Here is a 14,775-nt window from a genome sequence, read left to right on the forward strand (position 1 = left end):
AATCAATTATTAAAAAATGAGGGTATGGTATGAGGGAAACTAAGAGTTCTAGTTTATATAATTTATTTGCTATTTCTCATCAAAAAGGGATTGAAAAGTCACCTGATTATCATACCCATTTTCATTATGAAATTTTTATTTTTCATGCTGGAAACTGTAAATATTTAATTGATAATAAGGTTTATGATCTAGTTCCAGGCGATATTATTCTCATGGATGGAAGTAAATTACACAAACCCTTTGTTACGGGTGATAAGCGGTCATATGATAGGAGTATTGTTCAGTTTTCCTTAGAATGGATACTTCCAGTACTAGAATTTCTAGATGCAGCCAACTTATTAAAGCCTTTCCAAATGAACCATCACAGTATTTATCGTACAGGAGATGAACATTTAAAAAGATTAGTAGGCTTGGTAGAAGATATGGAAAAGCTAACAATGAATGGACCTTTATTAGAAGGTGAAAATGAACTAAAAGTAAAGCTCATGGAATTACTTTACTCAATCCGTCAATATCGAGAAGAGAAATTAATAAGTTCTGATGATATTTATGAAAATAATGCGTATATCCAACAAATTGCAACCTATGTACAGGAACATTTTAATAAAAAAATCATGTTAGAAGACGTAGCTAAGGAAATTAATATAAGCAAGTCTTATATGGTACACATGTTTAAAGAACAAACGGGGCAAACAATAATGGATTATGTTATGCAATATCGCTTAAGACAATCCATCCATTTATTTAATATGTACCCCGATTGGACCATTAAACAAATCAGCTCGGAATGTGGATTTGAAAGTGAAGCTCATTTCAGCAGGTTTTTTAAACGGCATATAGGACTTTCTCCTAGTTTATATCGAAAAACGTATAAAACAAGAGGAGATAAGGAACTTTGAGGGTAAGGAGGATTTGAAGAAATGGTCACGTTTTTCACATATATCGTAACCCTGATTGCGATAGGAATTTCAGTGTTTATTTCTCTCTTTTTTAAACTTGAGCTAGAGCGAATGTTTCGAGAGAAATCGAGCGTGATTGCTTTTCATATTTGTAATGTGCTTATTGTGTTAATGGTTTCTTTTGCATTTCATGTGGTTTTTTCTATTTATATATTTAATAGGAATCTAAACTTATTGTTGCAAATGGTAATTAACTTATTAATCATTCTTCCTATTTATATTGTCGGTAATAACATATTTGAAAAGAACAAATACTTTTTCCGAAAATACCGTCCAGCAGAGGATGGTAAAGTACTTGTCCTCAATGAAAAGTACTTGCAGAAGAGAAAAAGAGAAATCAAATAGTTGGAAAACCAAAACCAGATTCTCAAAAAGGAGGATCTGGCTTTTTATTTATCTTCAAAAGTTTACGTGTAATGAATAGTGAGACTACTACATGTAGAACTATAGTCCTTAATAAGCACTATACTTTGCATATTTAGATAGAAAACAGAAAATTCCACCAGAATTTGAGGATACTTGAGGATATGTGAGGATACTTGAAGGATAAACCATTTCGGACCCCTAAGATTTCGAAAGCGCAAAATATGCTAGTTTATCCCGGGATATGCTAGATTATCAGGTTTGTTATCGTTTTATTATTCCTCTATACTTTTAAGGGAGCCTAGCTTTTACCTCTATTTTACAAGCGCTATTCCTACCCGCCTAGTTCTAAAGATACCGCAATATATGAAAATGCAGCGCTAAACCACTTCTTCTGCATTTTACCATCTTACAGAATAATGTATTGTAGCTACTTTTCTATTATTCGTAATATAGTACTGTAAAAAAACTCAGATGCCGGGAAAGGTAGAAAAGGGTAAGGGATACGTGTAACAGAAAAATGAATACTGATTCATTTTTCGCTGTAGTTGCGTTATAGGGTAAATAATCCGGTTGATTAACATTGTCGAAAAAACTATAGATATAAAGGGGAGTCATTATTATGAAGAAAAAGGTATTTATACTACTAACCGTTTTAGTACTTGCTTTAATCGGTTGTAGTAGTGAAGGTTCATCAGGAGATGGGGAACCAGAAAAGTTAGATAAAATTGTGCTTGCTGATGCTGGATGGGATAGCATTCGCTTCCATAACAGTATAGCGCAACGAATTCTCGAAGAAGGATACGGATATGAAACGGAAGTTACCGTAGGTTCAACTCCAGCAACACTAGAGGGACTTCGCCAAGGTGACATAAATGTCTATTTGGAAGTATGGACAGATAATGTCAAGGAGCTTTATGAAGAAATGACCGAAGCAGGGGAAATTGTGACAATGTCTACCAACTTCGATGATAACAGTCAAGGTCTTTACGTTCCAACGTATGTAATTGAAGGAGACGAAGAAAGAGGCATCGAGCCGCTGGCTCCTGATTTGAAAACTGTTGAAGACTTGAAGAAGTACCCAGAAGTGTTTCCGGATCCAGAAGATTCAAGTAAAGGACGTATTGTAGGAGCTCCTACTGGTTGGGCTGTTAACGAAACAATGACAGCAAAATTTGAAACGTATGGGTTAGGTGAAACATTTAGCTATATTAGTCCAGGTTCAGATTCAAGTGCAGTTGCAACACTTGTAGATGCCTATGAAAGTGGTGAAGGTTGGGTAGGTTACTATTGGTCACCAACATGGGTAACAGCAAAATATGACCTTACACTGTTAGAAGAACCTGAATATAACGAAGAACAATGGAACAAGGACTTTGGGACTGCATTCCCACCAAACGATGTAGTTGTGGCAGTTCATAAGGATATGCCTGAACAAGCACCAGAGGTTGTAGAGTTTCTTAAAAACTATGAAACTAGTAACGACTTAACAGAAGAAGCTCTTAACTATATGAATGAGAATGAAGCTTCTGCAGAAGAAGCGGCAGACTGGTGGATGAAGCAACATGAGGATATCTGGACAACTTGGGTTCCAGAGGATATTGCAGAAAAAGTAAAAAGTTCATTAGAATAAAAAACGCTAGGCACCTGATGGAGCCTGGATATAAGAATAGAAATGTAGTAGTTGGCAGACTGTCAACTACTACTATTTTCAGCGATTTTTGTCGAAAAAAAGTGAGGTGAAAGGTTACATTATGTAACCTGTTTATGGGTAGTTTTCCAGATATACGATGGGATTTTCTTGGTAAATATGTTGAAAAGTTTATCAAATGGTTAGATACAACATTCGAAGGTTTTTTTGATTTCATACATCTAATCTCCTCTCAAACAATCAATGGAATCGATAGTTTTCTTAGCTTCATTCCATGGTGGCTCTTCTTAATCATTATCTTCCTAATGGGATGGCGTTTTAAATCAGCGGTTTCAGGTGTTTTATATGCATTCTTTATATTCTTAATTGGGACATTTGGATTATGGGATGTATTGATGATCACGATTGCAATTGTCTTAACGTCCGTTGTCATTTCTCTCATTATCGGGATACCGCTTGGGGTTTGGATGGCGTTTAGTAAAAGGTTCTCTGTTTTTATGAGACCAGTATTAGATGCGATGCAAACAATGCCAAGTTTCGTTTATTTAATTCCGGCGATATTCTTCTTCAGTCTAGGGAATGTTTCAGCTGTATTTGCAACGCTGATTTATTCATTGCCACCAGTTATTCGTTTGACTGAACTAGCGATTCGCAACGTTGACGAAGATGTGATTGAATCTGCTCAATCATTCGGTTCCTCAAGATGGCAGATGCTAACAAAGGTACAATTGCCACAGGCACTTCCAACTATTATGGCAGGGGTAAACCAAACAACCATGATGGCACTTGCGATGGTTGTTATTGCATCGATGGTAGGTGCGAAAGGACTTGGAGAGCAAGTCTTAATTGCAATTAATCGTATTGATATGGCACTCGGGTTTGAAGCGGGTATAAGTATTGTGTTTCTAGCTATCATTATCGATCGTGTGACATCAGGAGTGGCAAATTCCTTCCAGAAACACAGGGGGTCTGAATAATGGAAACAAAAATTAAAATAGAGAATGTTTCAAAGATATTTGGTTCTAAGCCAAAATCAGTCATTCCGATGGTTGAAAAAGGAATGAGCAAAAAGGAAATCTTAGAAAAAACAAATCATACCGTTGGTGTTTACAATGCATCAATGGAAATTAATAAAGGTGAAATCTTTGTCATCATGGGGCTTTCTGGGAGTGGTAAATCAACATTGATTCGTTGTTTTAACCTGTTAAATAAACCAACCTCTGGCGCCATCCATGTTGATGGGGAAGATATTGTTCGCTACAATTCGTCTCAACTTAAGAAATTCAGACAAGATAAAATTGCAATGGTGTTCCAACACTTTGGTTTATTTAGTCATCGGACAGTTTTAGCGAATGTCGAATACGGACTTGAAATTAAAAATGTTTCGAAGGAAGAACGAAGAGAAATTGCTCTGAAAAACATTGAAATAGTTGGTCTAAAAGGATATGAGGATAAATATCCAGGGGAGCTTTCAGGTGGGATGCAACAGCGTGTTGGTCTTGCGCGTGCGTTAGCCAATGACCCTGACATCCTTCTAATGGATGAACCTTTTAGTGCCCTTGATCCTCTCATTCGAAGGGAAATGCAACTCGAACTGTTAGACCTTCAAGATAAGCTTCAAAAAACGATTGTATTTATCACTCACGATATCAATGAAGCCTTTAAGCTAGGGGACCGAGTGGCTGTCATGAAGGACGGGGTAGTTGAGCAAATCGGGACTCCAGAAGAGATAATTGAGACACCGGCCAATGACTATATATCTGAGTTCATAAAGGATATTGACCGCTCGAAAGTATTGCAGGCAGAGCATGTAATGATTAAATCTAGTGCATTGGTATCTTTAAAAGATGGTTTACAGGTTGCGGTAAAAGAGATGCGAAAAAATGGGATTTCCAGTGTATTCGTTGTTAATAAGCATCGCCAATTACAAGGAATTGTTACAATTGACGACGCAATTGATGGAATAAAAGAAAAGAAGACCCTAACAGATATTATTCGGGAAGATATATTTACAGTTACAAAGGATGAATATATCCAAGATATTATTCCGAAGGCGCTTGAAACAAAGTTTCCGTTAGCTGTTGTGGATGAGGATCAACGTCTAATAGGAATCATTCTTCGTGTTCATGTTTTATCAAGTTTAGTGCAATAAACAAAAAGCCCAGATGCTATTATTCTGGGCTTTTTATATTGCTAGATTGTAATTCTATAATTAGATGCTTAAGGGAACTATTGGGACCCCTTTCTCTCTTTACTAATAGGATTCATGATAGTCCTAAATTCCTTTTATATTTGGTAAGTGGATAGTATAATAGTTACATATATTGTAAGAGAATACGAGGTTTTGGGAGGACGGAAAATGGCGCAGCTTGAAACGTTACATCCAGTTTTAGGAAGAGTAATAGAAAATATTGAAAAAGTAATGATCGGAAAGAGAGATGTGGCAACTTTAAGTTTAGTTGCATTATTAGCAGAAGGACATGTTTTACTAGAGGATGTACCGGGGGTTGGAAAGACAATGATGGTGCGTTCCCTTGCGAAATCAGTAAGTGCGGATTTTAAGCGGATTCAATTTACTCCGGATTTATTACCATCTGATGTTACTGGAACATCCATCTATAATCCAAAAGAGCTTCAATTTGAGTTTAGACCAGGTCCAATCATTGGTCATATCGTGCTTGCGGACGAAATCAACCGAACGTCTCCAAAGACACAATCTGCCCTACTTGAAGGGATGGAAGAGAGTAGCATAACTGTTGATGGAGTAACTCGATCATTACCAAAGCCATTTTTTGTAATGGCCACCCAAAACCCTATTGAATATGAAGGAACATATCCACTTCCAGAAGCCCAATTAGATCGCTTCTTGTTGAAGATGAAAATGGGCTACCCTTCTGTTAGTGAAGAAATTGAGGTTTTAAATAGAGCAGAAAAGTCTAAACCAATTGAGCAGCTTGATGCGGTTATTACTCTTAAGGAGTTAGTAGACCTTCAAAACGAAGCAAAAGCTGTATATGTTGATGAGACGATTAAAGAATATATCGTCGATCTTGTGAGTCGTACGCGAGAACATAATTCTGTCTATCTAGGAGCTAGCCCTAGGGGTTCAATTGCCTTGATGAAGGCAGCTCAAGCTTATGCGATGATTCACGGAAGAGATTTTGTAATTCCTGACGATATCCAATATCTAGCACCCTATGTTTTACCTCATCGACTTATTCTGAAGTCGGAAGCGAGATTTGAAGGAATGACAACCGAAAAGATAGTAGCAAAAATAATTGAAAGAACTCCTATCCCGGTTAAAAGGTCGTTGAATCGTTGATGATGAATCTACTTCGAAAATTAAAGGGAGCAGGAAAACTCGTCAATATTTTTCTTCTCATCGTTGCAACATTTGTATATGCAATGTTTCAAGGTGGCTTTGTAAGCTGGTTTCTATTTTACAGCTTTATCCCGTTTGGCTTATATTCTTTCGTTCTATCCATCTATCCTCTTAGAGACTTTCAACTAGAACGTCATGTAATCCGTAGGGAATATGTAGCCGGAGAAAGGTTCGAGGCAACAATTGTGATAAAAAGAAAGATTCCTTTTCCACTAATGTATCTCATTGTCGAAGAATTACTGCCTCCACAAATAAAAAAAGTTGAACAATCGAACCAATCAAAAGTCATTATATTTCCTTGGTTTAAACGAGAAATGAGGTATGAATACGTATTTGATTCAATTCCTCGGGGTGAACATCTTTTAGAGGGGGTCCGAATAAAGACGGGAGACTTGTTCGGTCTTATTGAGAAAGAAACAATTGTTCCAGTTCGTGACCAATTTTTAGTATATCCACAGTACGTAGATATGATATATCGTCAGTTAGAGAGTCGATTTGAACAAGGTACAACATCTTCAAATGTAAGAATGCCAAGGGATACGGCAATTGCAATTGGTGTTCGAGAATATACACCAGGTGATCGCTTTTCATGGATAGACTGGAAGGCGTCTGCAAGAAGAAACGATATTATGACGAAAGAATTCGAGCAACAACAAAGCCATGATGTTGTACTTTTTATGGATCGGACAAAATCACCACATTTTGAGCAGATTGTAACGTTTACAGCCTCGCTCACAAAAGCTATTTTGAGAAAAGGTGCTCAACTTTCATTCATCTCTATTGGGAATGAACAAACGATTTTTCCGTTAAAGAACGGAGAATCCCATCAGCAAGTAATCTATCATCACCTAGCAAAAGTAAAGGACAACAGCTCGATTTCGTTTTCGCAAATCGTAGAAGCACAAATCAAGAAAATTTACCAGCCAGTGACCTTTATGCTTGTTACGAGTGAATTGAATCAGGACACAGTCTCTATAGTAGGGAGATTTTCGATGCGAAATGCTGACTTACAGCTCTTTGTAGTAAAGGAAAAAGGAACCCAGCTTTCAAAGGAGGAAGTGAGTGTTCTAGGGGCGGTAAAAAAGCATAACGTAATTGTAAAAGTCGTCTATGAAGGACAATTCGAGGATGTATTTTATGAGGTGAGGAAATCATGAGGCCTAAAATTTCAGTACAACGTGATATTCGTAACCTGATTTTGAATGTGTTCGGTTTTCTCTTACTATGGGAGTGGCTTCGACCACTTAAAACGGTCACAGATACACAGGAAACGACTGGTTTTGTTATTTTTATTTGCGTAAGTTTTCTTTTGCTTTTTTTACGAGTTCCGTTTTTGGTTGGTGCGATGATTAAGCTTTTCCTAATCTTATATATGATACATTCCCTCTATTTTAAAGTGCCATTTCTGGAGCTATCCTGGCTAAGTACGTTCCTAGCTGACATAGTAAAAAATATTGGTCTTATGTTCCAAGCAAATTGGATGGGGATGACTCCTATATTTCGGACGCTACTTTTTTTTATTTTGCTCTGGTTATTGAGTTATTTGCTTCATTATTGGTTTACGCAGCAAAAAAGAATTTTATTGTTTTTCGTATTGACCATAACATATATCACGGTTATCGATACGTTCAGCCCGTACGATGCGAAAGCTGCTATTATACGAACAGTTCTAATTGGTTTCTTTATGCTTGGCATTTTGCAATTCGAGCGCATAAAGGAAAGAGAGTTTTCTAAACATATTCATATAGGAAAGAAATGGGCACTTCCATTAGTTGTTTTCATCTTATTTTCAACATTAATAGGCTATGTTTCACCTAAAGCAGCACCCCAATGGCCAGATCCAGTACCATTCTTAAAAGGATATGGGCAAGAAAATGCAAATGGCTCGATTAGTGGGATTAAGAAAATTGGGTATGGAACTAATGATCAACACCTCGGAGGCCCTTTTATTCCGGATGATACAGTTGTATTTACAGCTAAGACCGAGAGGCGTCACTATTGGCGTGTTGAATCTAAGGACACGTATACCGGAAAAGGTTGGGTCTTATCTGGTAAAGCTGAAAATGAAACATTCCATACAGAGAACACAGTATTGAATTGGTACGAGCAGAAAACAGAATTAGAGGAATTTGAAACAGAGATACAAATGGATTTGAAATACCCACACGTTGTATATCCGATGGGGTTAACATCAGTTGAAAGTGACCCAGATATCCATTTTAGTGTAAATCCTTTATCAGAAAAAATCTCAACTTATAGAGGTGATGAAGGGGTTAAGTTAGACGGATATACTCTTCAATATCAGTATCCAAAATATTATATAAATCTACTTAAAGAGGTTACAGAACCAGGTAGTCTTGAGCAAAATGATATCTTTAAAAAGCGATACACGCAGTTACCTGAGGGCCTTCCAGAACGAGTAAAAGAGCTGGCTGTTGATATTACGATTACGAAGACCAATCGGTACGATAAGGTAAAGGCAGTTGAAAACTATTTCCAGGCTAATGGATTTGTGTATGACACAGAAAATGCTGCAATACCAGAAGCAAACCAAGACTATGTGGACCAATTCCTGTTCGAAACGAAAGCGGGTTATTGTGATAACTATTCAACATCAATGGTAGTTTTATTGCGCTCGTTAGACATTCCGGCAAGATGGGTAAAAGGATATACAGAAGGGGAACGACTGGACTTAAGTACGTATGAAATCACGAATAACAATGCACACTCTTGGGTAGAAGTCTATTTTCCGGAATTTGGTTGGGTACCTTTTGAACCGACGAAGGGATATAGTAACTCGAATCTGTTTTCCTACGATTTAGGGACGCCAGGGAATCAAAACAATCAAACTCCACAAACAGTAACCGAAGATGTACCTGAGGTGGAAGAGGCTGAGGAAACCTTAGCTACTCCAGCTTCGGAAGAGAATGAAGGTGGCATCGCTGATGATATCTCGTATGCCTTTTCGTGGAAATACTTGATGATTGTCGCATTGAGCCTCCTTTTAATTGTGTATGTATTGATAAAGACTCGGATGAATTGGATGACATATCTTTATATTTTATTATATAAAAACAAAAAGGATGAGGATGTGTATTTCAAGGCGTATAATGCGTTACTGAAGCAGCTAGATCGTGTTGGTTTCAAAAGAAAAGAAGGGCAAACCTTGAGAGAATACTCCATCCAGGTTGATAAATTTTATCGAGGACATGATATGGAGCAATTGACTCTTAGTTATGAACGAGCCTTATATCGAAAAGATAATGCGAGTGAAGAGTGGAATAAGTCCATTGAATTATGGGAAAATTTAATTAAAAAGGTATCATCTTGACCAATAGGTATGTGATTGATAGAATGAAAACAAAATTTTAATAGAAATATCCTTCGTATATCCTCGAAAATATGGTTCGAAAGTTTCTACCAGACCACCGTAAATGGTTTGACTATGAAGGCAGTTATTCTATTTGTGTACGTGAGCTAGAATCCTGCCTTTTTCTTAAGGCAAGATTCTAGTTTTTTTATGCATACTAACAGATGGATGTATTACAAACTATAACGAGGTGATTTTATGGATAACGTTCAAGAAATGATTGTTGTTTTAGACTTTGGTAGCCAATATAATCAATTGATTACTCGAAGAATCCGTGAGTTTGGTGTGTATAGTGAGCTTCATCCGCACACACTGACAGTTGAAGAAATTAAAGCGATGCAGCCAAAAGGCATTATTCTGTCTGGTGGACCGAATAGTGTATACGATGAAAATTCCTTCAGATGTGATGAGGGAATATTCGATTTAGGTATTCCTGTATTGGGAATTTGCTATGGAATGCAGCTTATGACCCAACATTTCGGTGGTCGAGTCGAAAAGGCGCATAACCGTGAGTATGGAAAAGCGACAATTCAAGTCCAAAACGAATCGGCTCTATTTTCTAACCTCCCAGGCGAACAGGTTGTATGGATGAGCCACGGCGATTTAGTTGTGGAAGCGCCAGAAGGTTTTACTGTTGATGCAGTTAGCCCATCTTGCCCGATTTCAGCTATGAGTGATGGCGGCCGCAAATTATATGGCGTTCAATTCCATCCAGAGGTGCGTCACTCAGTTTATGGTAACGACCTTCTTAAAAACTTTGTATTCGGTGCTTGTGGATGTAGCGAGAGCTGGTCAATGGAAAACTTCATTGAAATCGAGATGGAGAAGATCCGTCAAACGGTTGGCGACAAAAAGGTTCTTTGTGCACTAAGCGGTGGTGTAGATTCTTCAGTGGTAGCTGTTTTAATCCATAAAGCGATCGGTGATCAACTAACTTGTATGTTCGTTGACCACGGCCTCCTTCGTAAGGGAGAAGCTGAAAGTGTCATGAAGACGTTTAGCGAAGGTTTTAATATGAACGTGATTAAAATTGACGCAAAAGACCGCTTCTTAAACAAACTAAAGGGTGTAAGTGACCCTGAACAAAAGCGTAAAATCATTGGCAATGAGTTCATTTACGTTTTTGATGACGAGGCTGCAAAGCTTGAAGGTATTGACTTTCTAGCACAAGGTACTCTATACACAGATATCATTGAAAGTGGAACAGCAACTGCACAAACAATCAAATCTCATCACAATGTTGGTGGACTACCAGAAGACATGCAGTTCACGTTAATTGAACCGCTAAACGCATTATTTAAGGATGAAGTTCGCGCGCTTGGAACGGAATTAGGAATTCCGGATGAAATCGTGTGGCGCCAACCATTCCCAGGACCGGGGTTAGGTATTCGTGTTTTAGGTGAAATTACAGAGGACAAACTGGAGATTGTTCGTGAATCAGATTATATCTTACGAGAAGAAGTTAGAAAAGCAGGTCTTGAACGTGAAATCTGGCAGTACTTCACAGTTCTTCCTGATATCCGCAGTGTTGGGGTAATGGGAGACGCGCGAACATATGATTACACGATTGGTATTCGCGCGGTTACATCAATCGATGGAATGACTTCAGACTGGGCTCGTATTCCTTGGGATGTACTCGAAGTTATCTCTACCAGGATTGTAAATGAAGTAAGTCATGTAAACCGAGTTGTGTATGATATAACAAGTAAGCCACCAGCAACAATCGAGTGGGAATAAATACACGAACAATGTAAAAAAATAATTAGGTAATGTTCGTTTTTATGTTGACTCTCTAGGACTATTATCATATAATGAAATTGAAATTATAAATTTTGTTGAAATACGTCGTATAATCTTGGGGATATGGCCCAAAAGTTTCTACCAGGCTACCGTAAATTAGCTTGACTACGAGGTATAACTGATAATAAAGAGAGTCAATTTACTATGATTCTTCTATTCTATCGTTATCCTTAACGTCAAGCGCTTCAGATTAAAAAATCTGGGGCGCTTTTATATTGCTTAAATAGATTCGAAGTTTGAAGTACGACGATATGGATAAAAGGGAGAGGGGATCATATTATGAAAAAGTATTTTCAATTCGATGAACTCGGAACTACTTATAAAAGAGAAATAATCGGTGGTATTACAACGTTCTTATCTATGGCTTATATCTTATTCGTTAACCCATCGATTCTTTCATTAAGTGATGTGCCAGATTTACCAGCTGACTTAAGAATGGATGCGAATGCAGTGTTCGTTGCAACAGCTCTTGCGGCAGCCCTTGGTACACTTATTATGGGTCTTGTAGCAAAGTATCCAGTTGCACTAGCGCCAGGAATGGGACTCAACGCATTCTTTGCTTACTCAGTAGTATTAGGAATGGGAATCTCATGGCAAACTGCTTTATCAGGTGTTTTAGTATCAGGAATTTTCTTAGTAATCCTTACATTAACTCGAATTCGTGAAAAAATTATTGATGCTATTCCACAAAACCTTAAATTAGCAGTTGGTGCAGGTATAGGATTATTCATCACATTTATCGGTCTAAAAAATGCTGGTATCGTAGTAGGCGATCCTGCAACTCTAGTAGCATTAGGTAACCTTTCAGATGGTAACACGTTATTAGCAATTTTTGGTGTTGTGATAACAGTCATATTAATGGTCCGTAAAGTAAACGGTGCAGTATTTATTGGTATGGTAATAACTGCAATCGTAGGAATGATTGTTAAATTAGTTCCGATTCCTGACAAGGTTGTTAGTGCAGTACCAAGTTTAGAACCAACATTCGGTGCGGCATTTGCAAACTTCGGAGAAGTTTTCACTTTAGAAATGTTAGTTGTAATTCTTACATTTATGTTTGTAGACTTCTTTGATACAGCCGGAACATTAGTAGGAGTAGCAAACCAAGCGGGTATGTTGAAAGATAATAAACTTCCACGTGCAGGAAGAGCATTAGTGTCAGATTCAACTGGAACTGTAATTGGAGCAGTATTAGGAACTTCTTCAACTACTTCTTATGTTGAGTCATCAGCAGGAGTAGCAGCAGGAGCTAGAACAGGATTTGCTTCTGTAGTAACAGCAGTATTTTTCTTATTGGCTTTATTTTTCTCTCCATTATTAGGAGTAATAACATCAGCTGTCACATCACCCGCGTTAATAATTGTTGGAGTTCTGATGGTTGCATCTCTAGGTGATATTGAATGGAAGAAATTCGAGGTTGCGGTTCCGGCTTTCTTAACAATCGTAACAATGCCTTTAACTTATAGTATTGCAACAGGTATTGCGATTGGATTTATCTTTTATCCAATTACAATGATTGTAAAAGGAAAGGCAAAAGAAATTCATCCGATTATGTATGGTTTATTTGTAACCTTTATTTTATATTTCATTTTCTTAACTTAAAAAATTGTGGATGCCAGTACTTTTGCTGGCATCCTTTTTCTTGTTTAATGTAAGTGAAAAGAGGCCGGGGATCGTTGTTATATATGTACATAGTTAGAATCTGTGAAAAATTGAATGTTCCTTTTATAATTTAGGGTTGACTCTAGTCTATAAACTTGGTATAGTAAGTGAGTCGCTGTTACAAGCACTTTGAAAAACAATCATTTTTAAAAGGCTGTTGACACAGACGATTAATGATGTTATATTATAAAAGTCGCTGATGAACAGCGGGTAAAAAGTTCTTTGAAAACTGAACACAATACAAGCGTCAACGTTTTTAATTTTGGTAACAAACTATTGAGCAATCAATACTCTTATTGGAGAGTTTGATCCTGGCTCAGGATGAACGCTGGCGGCGTGCCTAATACATGCAAGTCGAGCGAACTTTTGGGAGCTTGCTCCCAAAAGTTAGCGGCGGACGGGTGAGTAACACGTGGGTAACCTGCCTGTAAGACTGGGATAACTTCGGGAAACCGGAGCTAATACCGGATAACATCGAAGACCACATGGTCTTCAATTAAAAGGTGGCTTTTAGCTACCACTTACAGATGGACCCGCGGCGCATTAGCTAGTTGGTGAGGTAACGGCTCACCAAGGCGACGATGCGTAGCCGACCTGAGAGGGTGATCGGCCACACTGGGACTGAGACACGGCCCAGACTCCTACGGGAGGCAGCAGTAGGGAATCTTCCGCAATGGACGAAAGTCTGACGGAGCAACGCCGCGTGAGCGAAGAAGGCCTTCGGGTCGTAAAGCTCTGTTGTTAGGGAAGAACAAGTATCGTTCGAATAGGGCGGTACCTTGACGGTACCTAACCAGAAAGCCACGGCTAACTACGTGCCAGCAGCCGCGGTAATACGTAGGTGGCAAGCGTTATCCGGAATTATTGGGCGTAAAGCGCGCGCAGGCGGTCCTTTAAGTCTGATGTGAAAGCCCACGGCTCAACCGTGGAGGGTCATTGGAAACTGGGGGACTTGAGTGCAGAAGAGGAGAGCGGAATTCCACGTGTAGCGGTGAAATGCGTAGAGATGTGGAGGAACACCAGTGGCGAAGGCGGCTCTCTGGTCTGTAACTGACGCTGAGGCGCGAAAGCGTGGGGAGCGAACAGGATTAGATACCCTGGTAGTCCACGCCGTAAACGATGAGTGCTAAGTGTTAGAGGGTTTCCGCCCTTTAGTGCTGCAGCAAACGCATTAAGCACTCCGCCTGGGGAGTACGGTCGCAAGACTGAAACTCAAAGGAATTGACGGGGGCCCGCACAAGCGGTGGAGCATGTGGTTTAATTCGAAGCAACGCGAAGAACCTTACCAGGTCTTGACATCCTTATGCCATCCCTAGAGATAGGGCTTTCCCTTCGGGGACATAAGTGACAGGTGGTGCATGGTTGTCGTCAGCTCGTGTCGTGAGATGTTGGGTTAAGTCCCGCAACGAGCGCAACCCTTGATCTTAGTTGCCAGCATTTAGTTGGGCACTCTAAGGTGACTGCCGGTGACAAACCGNTCTTGCGGCAGCCCTTGGTACACTTATTATGGGTCTTGTAGCAAAGTATCCAGTTGCACTAGCGCCAGGAATGGGACTCAACGCATTCTTTGCTTACTCAGTAGTATTAG

General features: G+C 38.8%; 11 protein-coding genes, 2 riboswitches and 2 other annotated features (1 of these 15 running past the window's edge). All 11 genes read left to right on the forward strand.

Annotated features, from left to right (window positions below):
• Positions 1-29: 29 nt before the first annotated feature.
• Positions 30-899, forward strand: coding sequence for an AraC family transcriptional regulator (locus CZ490_RS19440; RefSeq protein WP_077620400.1), 870 nt, complete (start codon positions 30-32; stop codon positions 897-899).
• Between the two features lie 21 nt (positions 900-920).
• Positions 921-1,304 (forward strand): hypothetical protein, encoded by a 384-nt coding sequence (locus tag CZ490_RS19445; protein WP_077620401.1) that lies wholly within the window; start codon positions 921-923, stop codon positions 1,302-1,304.
• Positions 1,305-1,944: 640 nt separating this feature from the next.
• Complete coding sequence (locus tag CZ490_RS19450; RefSeq protein WP_077620402.1) at positions 1,945-2,955, forward strand: ABC transporter substrate-binding protein; 1,011 nt, start codon at positions 1,945-1,947, stop codon at positions 2,953-2,955.
• A gap of 134 nt (positions 2,956-3,089) precedes the next feature.
• A complete protein-coding gene (locus CZ490_RS19455) occupies positions 3,090-3,950 on the forward strand; it encodes an ABC transporter permease (RefSeq protein ID WP_077620403.1) in 861 nt (286 codons plus the stop codon).
• Positions 3,950-5,125, forward strand: coding sequence for a quaternary amine ABC transporter ATP-binding protein (locus CZ490_RS19460; protein ID WP_077620404.1), 1,176 nt, complete (start codon positions 3,950-3,952; stop codon positions 5,123-5,125). Before CZ490_RS19455 ends, CZ490_RS19460 begins: the two co-directional genes overlap by 1 nt.
• 207 nt (positions 5,126-5,332) lie before the next feature.
• Positions 5,333-6,295, forward strand: coding sequence for an AAA family ATPase (locus tag CZ490_RS19465; RefSeq protein ID WP_077620405.1), 963 nt, complete (start codon positions 5,333-5,335; stop codon positions 6,293-6,295).
• On the forward strand, positions 6,295-7,512 hold the full coding sequence (locus CZ490_RS19470) for a DUF58 domain-containing protein (RefSeq protein WP_077621116.1): 1,218 nt from the start codon (positions 6,295-6,297) through the stop codon (positions 7,510-7,512). Before CZ490_RS19465 ends, CZ490_RS19470 begins: the two co-directional genes overlap by 1 nt.
• Positions 7,509-9,686 (forward strand): DUF4129 domain-containing transglutaminase family protein, encoded by a 2,178-nt coding sequence (locus tag CZ490_RS19475; RefSeq protein ID WP_077620406.1) that lies wholly within the window; start codon positions 7,509-7,511, stop codon positions 9,684-9,686. The genes CZ490_RS19470 and CZ490_RS19475 overlap by 4 nt, the downstream gene beginning before the upstream one ends.
• Before the next feature lie 33 nt (positions 9,687-9,719).
• A riboswitch (purine riboswitch) is annotated at positions 9,720-9,821 on the forward strand.
• Between the two features lie 102 nt (positions 9,822-9,923).
• The gene (guaA, locus tag CZ490_RS19480) at positions 9,924-11,462 is read left to right on the forward strand and encodes a glutamine-hydrolyzing GMP synthase (protein ID WP_077620407.1); all 1,539 of its coding nucleotides are present in this window, start codon (positions 9,924-9,926) and stop codon (positions 11,460-11,462) included.
• 88 nt (positions 11,463-11,550) lie between these two features.
• A riboswitch (purine riboswitch) is annotated at positions 11,551-11,653 on the forward strand.
• Positions 11,654-11,804: 151 nt separating this feature from the next.
• The gene (locus CZ490_RS19485; protein WP_077620408.1) at positions 11,805-13,127 is read left to right on the forward strand and encodes an NCS2 family permease; all 1,323 of its coding nucleotides are present in this window, start codon (positions 11,805-11,807) and stop codon (positions 13,125-13,127) included.
• Between the two features lie 361 nt (positions 13,128-13,488).
• Positions 13,489-14,372: a sequence feature (16S ribosomal RNA rRNA prediction is too short), on the forward strand.
• A gap of 70 nt (positions 14,373-14,442) precedes the next feature.
• Positions 14,443-14,708, forward strand: a sequence feature (16S ribosomal RNA rRNA prediction is too short).
• Positions 14,694-14,775, forward strand: partial view of an NCS2 family permease gene (locus CZ490_RS19495; protein WP_200801609.1) — the 5' end (the start) only. Its footprint extends 1,025 nt past the window's final position; only the first 82 of its 1,107 coding nucleotides appear in the window; the start codon lies at positions 14,694-14,696; the stop codon falls past the right edge of the window. Its footprint overlaps the feature before it by 15 nt.

The organism is Litchfieldia sinesaloumensis (genome assembly GCF_900156865.1).
GTDB classification, from domain to species: Bacteria; Bacillota; Bacilli; order Bacillales; family Bacillaceae_L; genus Ferdinandcohnia; species Ferdinandcohnia sinesaloumensis.